The organism is Variovorax sp. KBS0712, assembly GCF_006323185.2.
Classification (GTDB): Bacteria; Pseudomonadota; Gammaproteobacteria; order Burkholderiales; family Burkholderiaceae_C; genus Variovorax; species Variovorax boronicumulans.
In genome coordinates this window covers 1,339,248-1,355,327 of the sequence record NZ_VCCD02000002.1, presented here as the reverse complement: position 1 = coordinate 1,355,327, position 16,080 = coordinate 1,339,248, and the positions used below count along the sequence as shown (strand labels likewise).

14 protein-coding genes and 1 tRNA gene are annotated in these 16,080 nt (G+C 62.8%); 12 read left to right on the top strand and 3 right to left on the bottom strand.

The features are described 5' to 3' along the window. Nucleotides 1-13 precede the first annotated feature (13 nt). A complete protein-coding gene (locus tag FFI97_RS23285) occupies nt 14-1,309 on the bottom strand; it encodes an efflux RND transporter periplasmic adaptor subunit (RefSeq protein WP_062481754.1) in 1,296 nt (431 codons plus the stop codon). Nucleotides 1,310-1,488: 179 nt separating this feature from the next. Here FFI97_RS23285 and FFI97_RS23280 point away from each other — a divergent pair, with 179 nt between their 5' ends. From FFI97_RS23280 to FFI97_RS23265, 4 genes are all read left to right on the top strand, one after another. Beyond that, nucleotides 1,489-2,157 (top strand): TetR family transcriptional regulator, encoded by a 669-nt coding sequence (locus FFI97_RS23280; protein WP_139705040.1) that lies wholly within the window; start codon nt 1,489-1,491, stop codon nt 2,155-2,157. 42 nt (nt 2,158-2,199) lie between these two features. Continuing rightward, nucleotides 2,200-2,274, top strand: a tRNA-Arg gene (locus FFI97_RS23275). An 864-nt stretch (nt 2,275-3,138) separates the two neighbouring features. Further along, a complete protein-coding gene (locus FFI97_RS23270) occupies nt 3,139-4,353 on the top strand; it encodes a hypothetical protein (protein WP_139705038.1) in 1,215 nt (404 codons plus the stop codon). After that, nucleotides 4,238-6,316: a hypothetical protein gene (locus tag FFI97_RS23265; protein ID WP_139705036.1), complete on the top strand. Its 2,079-nt coding sequence runs from the start codon at nt 4,238-4,240 to the stop codon at nt 6,314-6,316. Before FFI97_RS23270 ends, FFI97_RS23265 begins: the two co-directional genes overlap by 116 nt. Nucleotides 6,317-6,346: 30 nt before the next feature. On the opposite strand, the gene FFI97_RS23260 is transcribed toward FFI97_RS23265, so the two are convergent. After that, nucleotides 6,347-6,487 carry a LysR family transcriptional regulator gene (locus FFI97_RS23260; protein ID WP_221937712.1) on the bottom strand — a complete coding sequence of 47 codons (141 nt, stop codon included), beginning with the start codon at nt 6,485-6,487 and terminating at the stop codon, nt 6,347-6,349. Between the two features lie 311 nt (nt 6,488-6,798). Next, on the bottom strand, nt 6,799-7,488 hold the full coding sequence (locus FFI97_RS23255) for a GntR family transcriptional regulator (RefSeq protein ID WP_185993697.1): 690 nt from the start codon (nt 7,486-7,488) through the stop codon (nt 6,799-6,801). A 152-nt stretch (nt 7,489-7,640) separates the two neighbouring features. Between FFI97_RS23255 and FFI97_RS23250 the strand changes: the two genes are divergently transcribed. From FFI97_RS23250 to FFI97_RS23215, 8 genes are read left to right on the top strand one after another with little or no spacing between them, the layout of a single operon-like run. Then, a complete protein-coding gene (locus FFI97_RS23250) occupies nt 7,641-8,981 on the top strand; it encodes an FAD-dependent oxidoreductase (protein ID WP_139705033.1) in 1,341 nt (446 codons plus the stop codon). Nucleotide 8,982: 1 nt separating this feature from the next. Then, entirely contained in the window at nt 8,983-9,729 is a 747-nt protein-coding gene (locus tag FFI97_RS23245; protein ID WP_139705031.1) for an enoyl-CoA hydratase/isomerase family protein, read from the top strand. Beyond that, a complete protein-coding gene (locus tag FFI97_RS23240) occupies nt 9,726-11,363 on the top strand; it encodes an acyl CoA:acetate/3-ketoacid CoA transferase (protein ID WP_139705029.1) in 1,638 nt (545 codons plus the stop codon). Before FFI97_RS23245 ends, FFI97_RS23240 begins: the two co-directional genes overlap by 4 nt. Then, nucleotides 11,360-12,415 carry a dihydrodipicolinate synthase family protein gene (locus FFI97_RS23235; RefSeq protein ID WP_139705027.1) on the top strand — a complete coding sequence of 352 codons (1,056 nt, stop codon included), beginning with the start codon at nt 11,360-11,362 and terminating at the stop codon, nt 12,413-12,415. Before FFI97_RS23240 ends, FFI97_RS23235 begins: the two co-directional genes overlap by 4 nt. Nucleotides 12,416-12,443: 28 nt before the next feature. Further along, nucleotides 12,444-13,487 carry an NAD-dependent epimerase/dehydratase family protein gene (locus tag FFI97_RS23230; protein WP_139705025.1) on the top strand — a complete coding sequence of 348 codons (1,044 nt, stop codon included), beginning with the start codon at nt 12,444-12,446 and terminating at the stop codon, nt 13,485-13,487. A gap of 1 nt (nt 13,488) precedes the next feature. Continuing rightward, nucleotides 13,489-14,295, top strand: coding sequence for an ABC transporter permease (locus FFI97_RS23225; RefSeq protein WP_221937711.1), 807 nt, complete (start codon nt 13,489-13,491; stop codon nt 14,293-14,295). Between the two features lie 2 nt (nt 14,296-14,297). Then, complete coding sequence (locus FFI97_RS23220; RefSeq protein ID WP_139705023.1) at nt 14,298-15,062, top strand: ABC transporter ATP-binding protein; 765 nt, start codon at nt 14,298-14,300, stop codon at nt 15,060-15,062. 30 nt (nt 15,063-15,092) lie between these two features. After that, entirely contained in the window at nt 15,093-16,076 is a 984-nt protein-coding gene (locus tag FFI97_RS23215; protein WP_139705022.1) for an ABC transporter substrate-binding protein, read from the top strand. Nucleotides 16,077-16,080: the final 4 nt, after the last annotated feature.

Here is a 16,080-nt window from a genome sequence, read left to right as displayed (position 1 = left end):
GAGGCGCTCCTGATTACTTCTTGTCAGCCGGGGCCGAAGCCGGGCTGGCGGCGGGTGCCGCTGCGGCAGCAGACGCTGCCGGTGCCGCGGGTGCAGCCGCGCCGTTCGGCGTCGGCTTCTGCCACGGCACCGCCTTCACGGGCGTGCCGGGCGGCATCATCTGCAGGCGCTGGAAGCCGTCGACCATCACCTGTTCGCCGGCCTTCAGGCCGTCGAGCACCACCCACTGGTTGTCCTTGGCGGCGCTGATCTTCACGGTGCGCTGGCTCAGCTTGCCGTCGGCGCTGACCACCGTCACGTGGTCGCCCTGCTGGGTGCGCGTGACGGCCTGTTGCGGCACCGTGATCGCGTTCGTCACCTGGGCCTGCTCGAGCTTCACGCGCACGTACAGGCCGGGCAGCAGCTCGCCCTTGGGGTTCGGGATCTCGGCGCGCAGCGTGACCTGGCCCGTGGTCGGGTCGACCGTGAGGTCGGAGAACAGCAGCTTGCCGTCCTGCCCGTAGTCGGTGCCGTCTTCCAGCACCACGCGGATGCTCGCGGCTTCTTCGCCGCTGGCACGCTTGTACTGGCCGGCGGCCACGGCGCGGCGCAGCTTGAGCACGTCGGAGGCCGACTGCGTGAAGTTCACGTACAGCGGGTTGATCTGCTGCACCACGGCCAGCTCGGTGGCGTCGCCCTGGCCGACCAGTGCGCCTTCGGTGACCAGCGCGCGGCCGATGCGGCCCGCGATGGGCGAGGTGACATCGGCGTAGCCCTGGTTGATCTTGGCGGTCTGCAGCAGCGCGCGGTTGGCGGCCACGTCGGCGTCGGCCGTCTTGGCGGAGGCCACGGCCGTCGCGTATTCCTGCTTGCTCACGGCGTTGGCTTCGACCAGCGGCTTGTAGCGGTCGGCCAGTGCCTTGGCCTGCACGGCGTTGGCTTCGGCGCGGGCCAGGGCGGCCTGGGCGTTCTGCGTGGCGGCCACCAGCGGTGCCGGGTCGATGCGGAACAGCAGCTGGCCGGCCTTCACGTCGCTGCCTTCGCGGAACTCGCGCTTGAGCAGGATGCCCGGCGTGCGGGCGCGCACCTGGGCGATGCGCGAGGCTTCGAGGCGGCCGGGCAGCTCGGTCACGAGGCCCACGTCGGTGGGCTTGACCGTCACCACGCCGACTTCAGGCGCCGGACGGGCGCCGCCGCCACCGCCGCCCGGACCGGCCGGGGCCTCGCCCTTGCCGCAGGCGGCCAGGAACAGGAGGGAGACGAGGGCCACGGTCGCGAGACGCGGCGAAAACGACAAGGACGGTTGACGCGAGACATGCAGAAGAGGCATGTGATTCCTTTGATGCGAAGACGGGAGATGGCGCGTTTGCGGGAGAGATCCGTAAACCAGCACGGGCAGGTGGGCCATCCGAGAAGCGCGCTAGTTTACATACATTCATGGATGTATAGTGACAGCCATGCAATGGCCCCACGATACGCAAAGGGCGTTCGCTTTACAAATCAGGAGACTTGGTGGCACGTCGTACGAAGGAAGAAGCACTGGCGACGCGGAATCGATTGCTCGATGCCGCGGAACTGCTGTTTCAGGCGCAAGGTGTTTCGCAGACCACGCTGCAGCAGATCGCGCAGCAGGCCGGCGCGACCCGGGGCGCCATCTACTGGCACTTCAAGGACAAGGCCGATCTGTTCAACGCCATGATGGAGCGCGTGATCCTGCCGCTGGAGACGCCGCCCAAGAGCGACATCCCCGGCGATGACCCGCTGGTCGAGATCGAGGAAGGCCTGATCCATGCGCTGACGCTCATGGTCGCCGACCCGCAGGTGCGGCGCGTGTTCGACATCGCGACCCACAAGGTCGAGTACACGCACGACATGGCCTCGGTGCAGCAGCGCCACCTGGACGCGCGCAACGCCTGCGTGGTCGATTTCGAAAAGGCCCTGCGGCTGGCCGCGCGGCGCGCCCGCATCCGGCTGCCGTTGCCGGGTGCGGTCGCGGCGCAGGGCATGCACGCCCTGATGGGTGGGCTGATCCAGAACTGGCTGCTCGACCCCACGGCCTTCGACCTCGTGTCGACCGGGCGGCGCACCTTCCGCGTCTACCTGGCCGGGCTCGGTTTCTCGCGCACGCCGGCCGGTGGCGTCCCGACGGCGCACGACGCGGAAACCACCGCGGCCTGATAGGCCATAATGTGTGGCTCCGGTGCTTTGCGGAGCACCTCTCTCGCTGTATTTCAACGGATAGAATTCGGCCCTCCGAAGGCTGAGATCCAGGTTCGATTCCTGGCGGCGGGACCAGCTACAAAGCCGGACACTTCCAAAGGTGTCCGGCTTTTTTGTTTTCTCCTCTGGAGAGGGCCGTTCTATCGTCCGATTGATTCCGAGGAAGTATGCCTGAATCCAGCGCATCTTTGGGGTATCCAAAGGGGTACTGAAACTCTGGATTGGGGGTATCCGAAAACCGGCTCAGGTGCCCCTTGGTGAGAGCGGCACGGGCAGCCGTATTTTTCACGTGCGAGTGCCCCGAGGTGATCAGTCGATGCGCCTCTAGAGGGGAGTACGCATTGGTATTGAGGCCCGCGCAGGCGCTTGCCGAGTTGATCTGAAAGGCTCTGGATGTCGACGCTACTGAAGTACGGGACTAGAAGAACCCCTGCACCCCTTCAGAAGTGGTCGTGCGTGGCGACCTGCATGGGGCCAATGAGTGCGGTGCGACCCAATTTCTTTCGCACCGCATCTCGGGATGGTTAGTGCCTCCGCGTTGTACGCCCTAGCGACGGCTGCTTCAGACTGAACGCCGCTGCTCAGCTGGCGAGCACTGGATGACTGGTCGTGCTCGAAGTGGACGGCCAAGGCGTGAACCGTTTGATTGTTCGCTTCTCACAGCCGTGCTAGCCGATCTCGGCCGTCAACCGCCGCTGGTCACCGGCAGCATGAGGGGCCCGCACATGCCCTCGCGGTGCGTAGGGATCAAGGCTCCTGGTCAACACAGAACTGAGTAGAAGAGTCCGCGAGCATTGCAGTCACCTAGCCGCGTGTCGCACATGCGCTCAGATGGAAACCGAGCAGACTTTCTGTCATCCACACTGAGAATGTTGGTAGGCAGTGCTTCGACAGCCCGCCGGACACCCTTTCGACCCACCGAGCAAGGACCTCGCATAGATGTCGCTGGATCTAGACTGGACCTCGATCCGACCCCTGGGTGGGTCGAAGCACGCCAGCTTTGAAGAGCTGTGCACGCAACTCGCCCGCGCCGGACGGCCGGCGGGCTCAACTTTCCACCGCAAGGGGCGACCCGACTCCGGCGTGGAAGCCTATGCGGTGCTGCCGGACTCCACGGAGTTGGCTTGGCAATCGAAATACTTTCACACCCTCGGCGACTCTCAGTGGTCGCAGCTCGACGAATCCGTGAGAGCCGCGCTCGACGGGCACCCCAAGCTGACCTGCTACATCGCGTGCGTTCCTCTGGATCTTCCCGATGGGCGGTCCGGACGCGGCAAGTCGGCGCAGCAACGCTGGACCGATCGCGTCGTTACCTGGACGCGGTGGGCCAGCGACAAAGGTATGGAGGTCGAGTTCGTCTGGCAAGGCAGCCACGAACTGCTGGCGGAGCTCGCGAAGCCCGAAAACGACGGTCTGGCCAAGTTCTTTTTCGACACCCGATACCTCGATGACGCCTGGTTCCGCGCCCGTCTGGTCGAGGCTCACGAGTCTGCCGGACCTCGGTACACGGCTGAACTTAACGTCAAGCTGTCCATCGGCGAGCAGTTTGAGGCCTTCGGAAGGACTTCCGCGTTCTTCGACCGCATCCGTTCGGTTGCGAGCAGTATTCGGGAGCAGGTGCGTAGCCACGCCTTCAGCGTTGCCAAAGGCCCGAATGCGGTGCTGGATCCGTTGATCGCTGCGGCGCGCTTGGCATGCGACCAGGCGCTCGACAAGTTCAAGACGTTGTCCGACGACCCGACCGTCGAAAGTCCCCTCGCCGCGATCCAGACGTCCTTGGGCGAAGCGGTTGAGGCAACGCAACAGGTGCTCCTGGAACATCCCCGCTCTAGCAACGTACCACCACACGGCGGCTGCTTTTCTGAACAGCATCGTCTGGCGAGATCCCGCGGCAGTGAAGGAGGAGGCAGTTCGAGTCCTGCTTCAACTGAAGAGGACGAGAAGCGCAAAGGTCATCGAGACGCTGATAACTGCGGCCACGATCCCGGATCACCCACTGAACGCCAACTTCCTCGACCAGGAGCTTCGCAAGTCAGGCATGGCCGATCGCGATGCCTGGTGGAGCACGGGGCTCCATGCCCTTTGGGAGAATGGGAGCGCCGTCGATCGACTGGTTCAATGGAGCAGCCGCCTGTGGCCCCACAGCGTTCTTGACGACGAAGCGGCGGGACTCACCGCGACGGCCATCGCATGGTTGCTCACATCGTCCAATCGCTATCTCCGGGACCACGCGAGCAAGTCGCTGGTGCGGGTTCTGACATGGCGACCTGAGCTCATCGCTGATCTCGTCCAGAGGTTTTCGGGGTTGGACGATGCCTATGTGGCCGAGCGGGTGCTTGCGGCTTCCTACGGCGCCTCCATGCTCACGGCCGACGCGGCGGGTGCCAAGATCGTGGCCGACGCCACGCATCTAGCGGTGTTTGCGGGCGTCCGCCCTCGCTCGCATCTGCTTCTGCGCGAGTACGCGCGAGGCATCATCAAGCGGGCCGAACATCTGCTTGCGTCAAACGGGTCGCTCTGGAAGGGTGTGGACCCACCCTACGCGAGCGATTGGCCCACCATTCCTGACCAAGCCGCAATCGACGCCATCGTGCCTGACCGCTCGAGTGGCGGGACGCGGTCAAGCTCATGGGGACAGAACCGCATCCGCAACTCGGTGATGGCCGATGACTTCGGCCGATACATCATCGGCACGAATTCCTGGTCGACAAGCTGGCTTTCGCTTCGGTTGAACGAGCCGCAATGGATGTCCCTCGAGCGGCGGGTCGAGCAAGCTCTCGCGAAGTTGTCAGCGAACGAGCGTCGCGCCTGGGAGATCTTCGAGCAAGCCGCGCAAAGCGCTGGCATTGCTCGGCTGAACAGGCGCTTGCCCACAGTCGGCGCAAGCACCGGCCAGAAGGGCCGCGGTGAAGCGCCTGCGCGCCATGCCGTCGACGAAGTCCTGTTCAAGATTCGGGACCTTCTGCTCGAGATGCTGGGCCCCAGCCGGGCCGAGGAGTTCGCGCCACTCATGAATCAGATCATCGCGGGCACCGGGATGCGCCACGCGCCCTTGTTTGATCTCAAGCTGGTTCAACGCTACGTCGTGGGCCGTGTTTTCGATCTCGGGTGGACCGCTGAGCGCTTCGAGAAGTTCGACAGCGAGATCAAGTCGAGCGGCCGAGAGGAGGCAAAGGCCGAGCGCATGGGCAAGAAGTACCAGTGGATTGCTTACTACGAGATGCTCGCGTTCATGGCCGATCACTATCAGTACGCAGGCGGCACCAGCACGAAGGAGATCGGGGCCGTCTACCAGGGGAGCTGGCAGGACAGCTTCCGGGACATCGATCCTTCAAACGTCATGCAGCCACTTGCCGAAAGTGATGAGGAGCCCGCGGGAACGGCGGCGTTCTGGAGGGGTGCCCGTGTCAAGGATTGGAGCGTAGCTGCGACTCCCGAGGTCTGGGTACAGAGGACCGATGACGTGCCGCTGCCAGCAGATCTCCTGCTTTGCAGGGACGCACCGTCGCAAAGCGACTGGGTGAACTTCTATGCGGACTTCAAATGGACCATGCCGCGGCCGGCCTACGAGGCTTCGTACAAGGATGGCCGTCGAGAGATCTGGATGAACGTCGAAGGCGCTCTGGTGAAGCGGTTCGACGTCACCAAGCTCAGTTCAAAGGCAGTCGCCAAACGGATCGCCCAGAGTGACATCAACAGTAACGACAATCACTCCATCTACCTCGGGGAGGTCGGCTGGTCGGAGGCCTCCAGGCACTTCCTGGACCCCTACTACGGGAGCCTGGGGTGGACACGGGACGCAGAACGCGAGGGAATCAGCGTGATCACCGCGTCGCAGGGATACATGCGCGAGCGCGGGACGTTCGACTGCTCCTTGACGTCCGAATCGATCAAGCTCCGGATGCCCTCAATGCAGATGCTTGAGTTGCTTGGCGCCACCTGGAGCGGGATCTCTGCGACCTATGTCGACAAGACAAAAGCCGGCATGGTGCTGGCCTTTGACCCCAGCGTGAACGTTCGCGGTCCGTCAGCTTTCCTCGTGCGTAGAGAGCACCTTCTCGAAGTGATGCGCATCCATGATCTTGTCGTGTGCTGGGCGACCTGCGGGGTTGACTAGCTTCGTGCGCGTATGTCGAACAAGGGATCGTCAAGAATCCCTGATGCGTTTGAGCTGAAGGCTCACGGCTTGCTGCGAGACATCGAGTGCCTCGGCCGCCGCCGACACGGTCCGCTGCTTGTAGAGGGCGCTGAGCATCCGGGGATGGTTGAGTTCCAGCTTCTCGATCATGACTAGCCAAAAATTGGTGGGCTGCTCCGAACGAAGTCGCTCGGGACGTCCAATGCTGGGTTGCGATGGACGACAGCTTAGGGACGGCCGGCGCTGCGCGCCATGCCGGCGTGCTTGTAGCGGTCACAAGCGGCGCTACGCCGCTGTACCGCACTGCGCCCGCACGGTGGTCGCTGCCTACCATCCATCCGCCATGTCTGACCCGCTGGGGACTTCGTGCGCACGGGCCAGGGCATGGTGCCGACAGCCTATGGCCAGCCGATCCAGCCGTATCTCCGTCAGACCTGGCTTCCGGGAGGTCGACCCTGGACTTAATAAGTAGCCCTGAGATCCACAGTAAGCTTGGTGAAATGCTCCAGATAGTCGAGAAGCTCGTTGGAGGCAGCCACTGCTTGCTCGACGTTCGATGTCGCTATCGCACGAAGAATTCGCGCGTGGATGCCGCCCGCCGTTTTCAGGCTGTCAGGCAAACGTGCGTGGTACGCCACCCAGAAACGGCGTGACAGGCCGTAAAACAGATCCATCGTGTTCTTGAGCGTCTCGTTGTGAGCGGCTCTGGCCTTGAGGTCCTGGACCTCGCGGTTCACTCTAAGAAACTCCGCGGCGTCGCCGGTTGCCGCCGCCGATTCGCAGGCTTGCGCCAAATGGAGCATTTGGCGGCGTTCGTCCTCAGTTGCCTGTTCGCAGGCGCGCGCCGCCAGCAACTGCTCAAGCGCCCGTCGAACATCCAGCAGCTGCAACTGCCGAATGACGTCAATCGGGGTGACGAAGATGCCTCGGTTTCTCCGGGCAACGACAAGCTCTTCCCGGGTCAATCGATGCAAGGCTTCACGCACTGGCGTACGCCCGATGCCCGCGAACTCAGCCAGATCTGCCTCTGAATACATCTCACCCGGACGCAGTTCCAAACTAATGATCGCCTCGCGCAGACGCTCGTAGGCGACGTCCGTCTGCGACGCATCGTTCGCCGCGGGATCCAAGCCGTGCTGGGACTTGCTCAAAGTTCGATTGGGATCTTTCACGCTGATATCTTACTCGTATGTCGAAGGACGGCTCAAGGCCGCTTGCTGCACAGGCTCGTGAAAACCCTTATTCACAGACTCGGTGGTCACAACTAAAGTCCGTTCCAGCCAGACTAATATATCACTTGGATATGACAGCCACAGACCTCCGTCCGCCTTCGCAGCTCCGCTGCGACGTCCTCGTCGTCGGCGGTGGGGCGGCCGGAGTGGCCGCGGCAGTGACCGCGGCGGAGCAAGGGCTGGACGTCGTTCTCCTTGAGCGATATGGATTCTGCGGCGGGGGGGCGGTCGCAGGACTGTCCGGCACAGTGTGCGGCCTCTACGAGGCAACCGACCAGCCCGGTGTCCGGCCGCGGCAGGTTGTTCATGGCTTCGCCGAACGATTCGTGAGTGCTTTGAGGGAACGTGGCGGTCTTGGGCCGGCGCTCAAGTACGGGAAGACCTGGACGCATGTCCACGACCCCCTGGTGTGGCGCGAAGCGGCCGATGCGTTGCTTCAGCGTGCCGGCGTCCGCGTCATCCTTCACAGCGTTGTGACGGCAGCCCTGGTGGAAGGCGGCGAACGAATCGAAGGGGCCGTTGCCTATACCAAAGAGGGGCCCTTAACGGTTCGGGCCAACATCACCATCGATGCAAGCGGCGACGCCGACCTGCTGGCGATGTCCGGCTTTCGGACATTCATGGGCGACGGAGGGCGCGTGCAGAACCCGACGATGATTTTTCGGATTCAAGGCGTCGATACGGCGAGCTTCCTTCAGGCCTATGGCGAAGACACCATCATGCCGCCTGCTGTGTCAGCACTGATAGCCAGTGCCAACGCGATGGGGCGCTACAAACTGCCCCGTCACAAGATCTGGCTATTCACAACAACACGCCCTGGCGAACTGCTGTGCAACTGCACTCGTGTGCTCGGCGCAGATGGTCGAGAACTGAGCGCCACCTTCGCTCGGGACCTTTCGGAGGCAGAAGTGGAAGGGCGCCTGCAGGCACGAGAGTACGCAAAGTTCTTCCGCGAAAACCTGGTGGGATGCGAGAACAGTTTCATCAATGACACCGGCGTGCAGGTCGGCGTGCGCCAGACACGGCAAGGCGCGGGTCGTGCGCTCCTGCGCAACGCGGACATCCTCAGCGGCACAAAGCACGTGGACGGCATCGCCCGGTCGCCCTGGCCGATCGAGCTTCACACCGGCCAGAAGCCGGTCGTCAACTGGCTGCTGGACGACTGGTACGAGGTGCCCTATGGCTGCTTCGTGCCCGAGAGCGGCGTGGGTCTGCTGTTTGCCGGCCGCTGCCTGTCTGCCGAGCATGAAGCAGTGGCGTCCGCACGGGTGACGGCCCAGTGCTTTTCGTACGGCCACGCGGTTGGCCACGCGGCTGCAGTCTCCGTAAAAGAAAACATCGCCCCGCACCTCATTGAGGGGCGGGACCTTCGAACCATCCTGAATCAACACAACGCACGATTGGACGACTGACATGGGTGCACATATCCAAACCGGCTCGGGGGTCTGGCACTTCCGCATCGAACGACCTTCCCGGCGCAATGCGATCGATAGCAAGACCGCGGTCGAGATCGCCGCCGCTCTCCGAGAAGCCGATGAGGATCCGCGTTGCGCGGTCGCACTGCTGTACGGCGAGGCCGACTGGTTCTGCGCGGGCAGTGACCTCAAGGAGCTGGCCGGACAGACGGGCGCGCGCATGGCGCAGATCGAACATGCGAAGGCTGCGCTGGCCCGAACGATCTACGAGATCGACCTACCCGTCATCGCGGCGGTACGAGGGTTCGCGCTCGGCGGAGGGGTGTCGCTCGCCGCAGCCTGCGACCACGTAGTCTCGGAAATCTCGGCCAAGTGGCACATGCCCGAGGTCTTGAACGGCTGGATTCCTCCATGGGGTATCCAGCCGGTGATCGACCGATGCGGCGCCGTACGCGCCCGCAATGTTCTACTGGGCGCTTCCGCCATGACAGCGCCACAAGCGCGTTCGATTGGCCTGGTTGACACCGTTTGCGAAGACGGCGAGGCAATCACTTCTGCGGAGGCGCTGGCCGAGGCTTGGGCATCGCTTCCGCCTCCCGCGCGAAGGTCCATCAAGCGATTCCTGCGAGAGCACCATTTGTCCACACCGGCCGACGCGGACGCCGCGGCGTCAGAACTGTTCGTAACGCACTGCGCGACTTCGGCCGCACAAGCGACGTTGTCGCGCTTCGGAGTCAAGGCATGAAAGCTACCATCAAGACGGGCAAGGTGATGACCGCTGAAGCGGCCGTTGCCGAGATTGCAACGGGCGCCACCATTGCAAGCGTTGGCGTAATCGGCTGGGTGACACCCGACCGATGCCTCGCAGCCCTTGGGCAGCGCCACCGCGACACGGGCGCACCGTCGAACCTGACGCTTTACCTTCCCGTGGGCACCGGCGACGCCATGGAGATCAAGGGCATGGACCACTTGGCGCAGGAGGGTATGCTCAAGCGCATCGTTTCGGGCTCTTACATCAATCCAGTGAATCCGAAGACCGGCCAGCGCCCGGAGCTGATGCGGCTGATCCGCGAAAACAAGATTGAAGCGTACAGCTGGCCGATCGGCGCCTCCATGCATTGGCTGCGCGAGGTGGCGCGAAAGTCTCCCGGCTACTTGACCAGCGTCGGGCAGGGGACCTACATCGACCCGGAGCACGGCGGTGGCAAGTTCACCGAGCGCGCGAAGGATGACCTGGTTCGAGCCGTCACCTTCGAGGGCCAACGCTACCTGTTCTACCCGACGTGGAAGATCGACGTCGCATTCATTCGCGCGTCCACCGCCGACGAGTTCGGCAACCTCAGTTGGGAGGACGAAGCGCTGGTCTCGTCGAGCGTCGCCCTGGCGCTGGCGGTCAAGGCTTGCGGCGGGCGTGTGATCGCACAGGTGCGTCGTGTCGTACCTCGCGGCAGCCGCCAAGCAACGCAGGTGCCGCTGCCTGGCGTCCTGGTCGACGCGGTCGTCATCGACGAAGAGCAGATGATGGTGACGCAGACGCCTTTCGATGCCAGCTACCTGGGTGGCCAGCCCATGGGCCCGGTGATCGGCCGCCTGCCAAGAATGCCTTTCGCCGCCGACAAGATCGTCGCATGGCGGGCGGCGCAGGAAACGCGCACCCACGAGCTCAGCATCCTGGGGTTCGGTGCCTCGTCCGATATGCCGCTGGTGATGGCCGAGACGGGCCAGCTCAATGCGCAGACCGTGCGCGACTATTGGTTCACCACCGAACACGGCTCGTATGGCGGCGTGGTGATGAGCGGCTGGCAGTTTTCAGCCAACGTCAACCCCGAGGCGATTCTGGACGGCTTGAGCCAGTTCGATCTGATCGATGCCGGGCTGTGCGAGTTTGCCGCATTGGCTTTTGCCGAGTTCGACAGCAATGGGGTGGTGAATGTCAGCCGCTTCGGAACCGCGAACCCGGGTGCGGGCGGATTCATCGACATCGCGGAGAACGCGAAACGCCTCGTGTTCTGCGGCACCTTCACCACCGGAGGACTCGAGGTGCGAATCGAGGACGGCCAACTACAGATCGTCCGGGAAGGCCGCCAGCGCAAGTTCGTCGCCCAGGCCTCGCACATTACCTACCGCGTCACTGACGGAGTCGCCGATCGAGCCCAGGAGGCGACGATCATCACCGAGCGCGCGGTATTCCGCGTCGACAGCGATGGACTCACCCTCACCGAGATTGCCCCCGGCATCGACATCCAGACGCAGGTCCTTGATCAGATGGATTTCCGCCCGGTGCGCATCGCGCCGGACCTCAGGCGGATGGACCTCGCACTGTTCGCGCGCCAGACGCATCTTGTGGCCGAAGGCCTTTTGACCGAAACCGCCCCATGACTCCCTCCGCTTCTCCAGCGTCCCGGCTGCAAGCCTTCCACCAAGGCACGGTGCTGCCTGCACATTTGCTCGCCTTGACCGACGGCCTGAAGCTGGATCGGGGCCGCATGCGCGCCTTGACCCGCTACTACCTCGACGCCGGCGCCGGCGGCGTAGCGGTCGGGGTGCACACCACCCAGTTCGCCATTCGCTCCCACGGCCTGTACGAGCCGGTCCTCAGCCTCGTGGCCGAGACGATCGCTGATTGGGATTCGGCGGACGCCTTCAAGGTGGCGGGCGTCACCGGGCCGACGGCCCAAGCCAAGGGCGAGGCCGACATCGCCGCGGCCCTGGGCTACGACGCGGCGCTGCTGAACGTCGCCGCTTTCAAAGGCGCCTCTGAAGACGAGATCATTGCCCATTGCCGCGCCGTCGCCGAGTTGATGCCGCTGATCGGCTTCTATCTGCTGACCGAGGTGGGAGGCATCGTTCTTTCCCGGGACTTCTGGCGTCGCTTCTGCGAGATCGACAACGTCATCGGGATCAAGATTGCGCCGTTCAACCGCTATCGAACGCTCGACGTCGTGCATGGCCTGGTGGAGGCGAGGGCAGAAGGTCGTGTGACCCTCTACACCGGAAATGACGACCACATCGTGCTGGATCTCCTCGTCCCTTTCATCGTGCCGCGCGGCGAAGAACGCGTCACCGTGCGCATTCGCGGGGGTCTCCTGGGCCATTGGGCCGTCTGGACGCTCAGCGCCGTCGAGCTCTACCGACGCCTGAGGGCGGCGCAGGAAAGCGACAGCGTGAGCAGCGAGCTGCTCGCGCTCGACTCCATCGTCACCGACTGCAACCGTGCCATCTACGACTCGCAGAACGACTTCCGCGGTTGCGTGCCCGGATGCCACGAAGTCTTGCGCCGACAGGGCTTGATGGTCCAGACGCGCTGCCTGGACCCGCAGGAGGTATTGAGCCCGGGGCAACTGGAACTGATCGACCAGGTGTATCGCGACTATCCCGAGATGAACGACGACGCATTTGTGCGCGAAAACCTTGACCGCTGGCTCGCTTGAACCCAATTTTTCTATCCCCGGAGACACCATGAACCAACTTCTGACACCCGCATCGTTCCCCGAGCGCTTCGAGAGCGTGGAGCATCTCGAGGATTTCATGTCCATGCCGTCGCAGGCGCTGGTCGATGACCTGCGCCGTCTCGAAGGCGACATCATCATTCTCGGCGTCGCCGGCAAGATGGGCGTAACGCTTGCCCGCATGGCCAAGCGAGCCGCCCCTGACAAGCGCGTGGTCGGTGTGGCACGGTTCTCCGATCCGCACGAGAAGCAAAAACTCGAAGAGTGGGGCGTCGAGACCATCACGTGTGACCTGCTAGACCGCGCGGCAGTCGACAAGCTGCCAAAGCTGCCAAACGTGATCTTCATGGCGGGGCGCAAATTCGGTACCGAGGGCGACCAGGAGATGACATGGGCCATGAACGCGCTGGTGCCAGCCATTGTCGCCGAAGCATTCAACGGCAGCCGCATCGTTGCGTTCTCGACCATCCACATCTATCCGGGCGTCAGCGTGCTGCATCGCGGATCGCTCGAGGCAGATCCGCCGATGGCGCGCCCCGGCGAGTATGCCAACTCGGTCGTCGGCCGGGAAAGGATCTTTCGCCACTTCTCCAAGCTGCATGGCACGCCGGGGCGGATCATCCGCCTGTCGTACTCGATCGACATGCGCTATGGCGCGCTCCAGGAAATCGCCAACTGGGTGCTCAAGGACGAAGAGATCGACCTGACCACCGGCCATGTCAACGTGATCTGGCAGGGCGATGCCAATTCGCAGATCCTGCGTTGCCTGAACCACTGCGAATCGCCAAGTGCCCCGATCAACATCACCGGTCCCGAGGTGGTCAGTGTCTACGACATTGCCATGCAGTTCGGCCGCATCTTCGGCAAAACGCCGCGCTTTCGTGGGATGGAGCAAGACACCATTGTGGTCAATGGCGATCTCTCGGCGGATCTGTTCGGCTACCCGATGGTGCCATTGCGCCGGATGGTGCACTGGGTCGCTGATTGGGCGCTCAACGAGAAACCGTTGATCGGCAAGCCCAGCAAGTTCGAAGTGCACTCCGGGAAGTTCTGAAGTGCAAGTCGCCATCAAACGGTTCGCCATTCCTGGGGGCTCGCGGATGACATCCGACCGATTCAAGCGACTTGGGTGGCCGATCGGCATCCACCTGGCGCTGCTGCTGCTTTGGCAGTGGGCCACCACGTCGGGCGTCGTGCCGAAGTTCATCCTTCCTTCGCCGATCGACATGTTGGCGACGCTCGCCCAGCCTCACTACAAATGGGCAACTCATTTCAGCGTCACGGCGGTTGAAGTCGTGGGCGGCTACCTGCTGGCGGTCGTCGTCGGCGTGGCGCTGGCGCTGTTGACATCCTGGTTCAAATGGTTCGCCATGGCGGTGATGCCGCTTCTGGTGACGTTGAATATGGTTCCGAAGATAGCGATGGCTCCGTTGTTCATCGTCTGGCTCAACTATGGGGTCATACCCAACATCATCATCACCTTCACCATTTGCTTCTTCCCCATCGTGCTGACCACGGCGCGCGGTCTCAAGGAGGTCGAGCCGGACCTGATCGATCTGGCCAAAGCGGTCAGGGCGACTCGCTGGCAGATCTTCTCGAAGATTCAGTTTCCCAGCTCGTTGCCGTACCTCTTTTCCGGCATGAAGGTTGCCACGGTGTTCGCGGTAGCGGGAGCCATCGTCGGCGAGTTCATCGGATCGGAAAAAGGACTGGGCAACTTGATGCTGTCGGTCCAGGCAACCTTGGACACCGCTGCCATGTTCATGGCGGTCACGCTGATCACACTGATCGGCATCCTCCTCTACGGCGTCGTTTTCGCTCTTGAGCGTTGGCTGGTCGTCAGAGACGCTCGCGTGGAGTAGCCATGTCACAACCATTCATCCATCTCGACAAGATCCGAAAGACCTACCGGACGCACGACCAAGAGTTCCTGGCGGTTTCCGATGTCACGCTCGATATTCAGGAAGGCGAACTCGTATCGCTGGTGGGCCCCTCTGGCTGCGGCAAGTCGACGCTGCTGAAGATCCTCGCAGGGCTCCACGGATTCGACAGCGGCACAGTCGACATTGGCAGTCTCGAGAACCCATTCACGCCCGGCCGTGACATCGGCATGGTGTTCCAGCAGCCTTTGCTCCTGAAGTGGCGCCGCATCATCGACAACGTCGTGCTGCCGGCGGAAATCATCGGTCTTCCCAAAAAGGAGACCTACGAGCGTGCGAGGGAACTGTTGCACATGGTGGGGCTGTCGGGCTTCGAGAACAAGTTTCCGTACGAACTGTCGGGGGGCATGCAGCAACGCGCAGCGATCGCCCGATCTCTGGTGCATGACCCCAAGCTGGTGTTGATGGACGAGCCGTTCGGTGCACTAGACGCGCTGACGCGGGAGAAGATGAATCTCGAACTGCTTCGGATCTGGGGCGAATCGAGGAAGACGATCATCTTCGTGACGCACGGAATCCAGGAAGCCGTATTCGTCGGAAGCAAGGTCGTCGTCCTCTCTGCCAGACCCGCTCGGATGGTGGATCACTTCTCGGTCGACCTGCCTTACCCACGCAACCTTGAACTAAAGACCCATGAAGCTTTCGGCGAGTACACGCGCCGCATCTACAAGCTCCTGGGCATGCACTGATCTTCCAACTGCCAACGTCAGGAGACAACCATGAACCGACTCGAAATGAAGCTCTGCGCCGCCGCCCTGGCCCTGATTGCTACTGGGGCGTGCCAAGCACAGGACAAGCTCAGCTTGGTGTTGAACTGGCTGCCGGGAGCCGACCACGCACCGATCTTCTATGCCCAGCAGCAGGGCTGGTACAAGCAGGCCGGGGTCGATCTTAAGATCGAAAACGGCAAGGGGTCGAGCTTTGCCGCCCAGAAGATCTCCACTGGCGAGAGCCAGCTCGGAATCATCGACATGATGACGGCGTTCGATTTCCGCGGCAAGGGCGCGGAAATGACCGCGGTCATGGCAATCTACGCCAACTCGCCGTTCGGCTTCTACTGGAAGAAGAGTTCGGGAATCAAGTCGCCGAAGGATTTCGCCGGTAAGAGGATCGGCACGCCGCCGGGCGACGCCGCGAGAACGGTCTGGAGCGCCATATCCAAATCGCTTGGTGTGCCCGAGGACAGCGTTAAGTGGGTCAATGTCGCGCCCGAGGGAAAGATTGCCGCCCTTCAGACCGGCGCGATCGATATCACCCAGCACTTCTACAGCGTCAACTACGTCTATGAGCGCACCTTCGGGCCTGACCTGGGTTTCGTGGCGATGCGCGATGTCGGTTTCAACCCGTACAGCAACGCGATCTTTGTGAATCCCAAGGCCGCGAAGGACCAGGCCGCGGCGGTCAAGAAATTCATCTCGGTCACCCAGCGCGCCTACGTCGCTTGCATCGAGACGCCTGCGCCTTGCATCGCTGCGGTCTCCGAGGCCGCAAGCCAGAAATCCGAGGACGTGGAGGCTAGCTGGAGAGACACGAAGCCGCTCCTGATTGACGCGAACTCCAAGATTACCTTCGGGTCGTTCGATCCCAAGCGCATGACCGCGGACTACCAGCTGGCGAAGAGTGCCTACAAGGACATGAAGGACTTTCCAGTAACGGATTTCTACACCAACGACTTCCTGGACAAGACGCAAAAGGTGAAGTGAGTCG

Bases quoted from the DNA above. Each gene is read 5' to 3' on its own strand.
- FFI97_RS23285 (WP_062481754.1), bottom strand. From the start codon at position 1,309: ATGCCTCTTCTGCATGTCTCGCGTCAACCGTCCTTGTCGTTTTCGCCG.
- FFI97_RS23270 (WP_139705038.1), top strand. From the start codon at position 3,139: ATGTCGCTGGATCTAGACTGGACCTCGATCCGACCCCTGGGTGGGTCG.
- FFI97_RS23265 (WP_139705036.1), top strand. From the start codon at position 4,238: ATGGCCGATCGCGATGCCTGGTGGAGCACGGGGCTCCATGCCCTTTGG.
- FFI97_RS23260 (WP_221937712.1), bottom strand. From the start codon at position 6,487: ATGATCGAGAAGCTGGAACTCAACCATCCCCGGATGCTCAGCGCCCTC.
- FFI97_RS23250 (WP_139705033.1), top strand. From the start codon at position 7,641: ATGACAGCCACAGACCTCCGTCCGCCTTCGCAGCTCCGCTGCGACGTC.
- FFI97_RS23245 (WP_139705031.1), top strand. From the start codon at position 8,983: ATGGGTGCACATATCCAAACCGGCTCGGGGGTCTGGCACTTCCGCATC.
- FFI97_RS23240 (WP_139705029.1), top strand. From the start codon at position 9,726: ATGAAAGCTACCATCAAGACGGGCAAGGTGATGACCGCTGAAGCGGCC.
- FFI97_RS23235 (WP_139705027.1), top strand. From the start codon at position 11,360: ATGACTCCCTCCGCTTCTCCAGCGTCCCGGCTGCAAGCCTTCCACCAA.
- FFI97_RS23230 (WP_139705025.1), top strand. From the start codon at position 12,444: ATGAACCAACTTCTGACACCCGCATCGTTCCCCGAGCGCTTCGAGAGC.
- FFI97_RS23220 (WP_139705023.1), top strand. From the start codon at position 14,298: ATGTCACAACCATTCATCCATCTCGACAAGATCCGAAAGACCTACCGG.
- FFI97_RS23215 (WP_139705022.1), top strand. From the start codon at position 15,093: ATGAACCGACTCGAAATGAAGCTCTGCGCCGCCGCCCTGGCCCTGATT.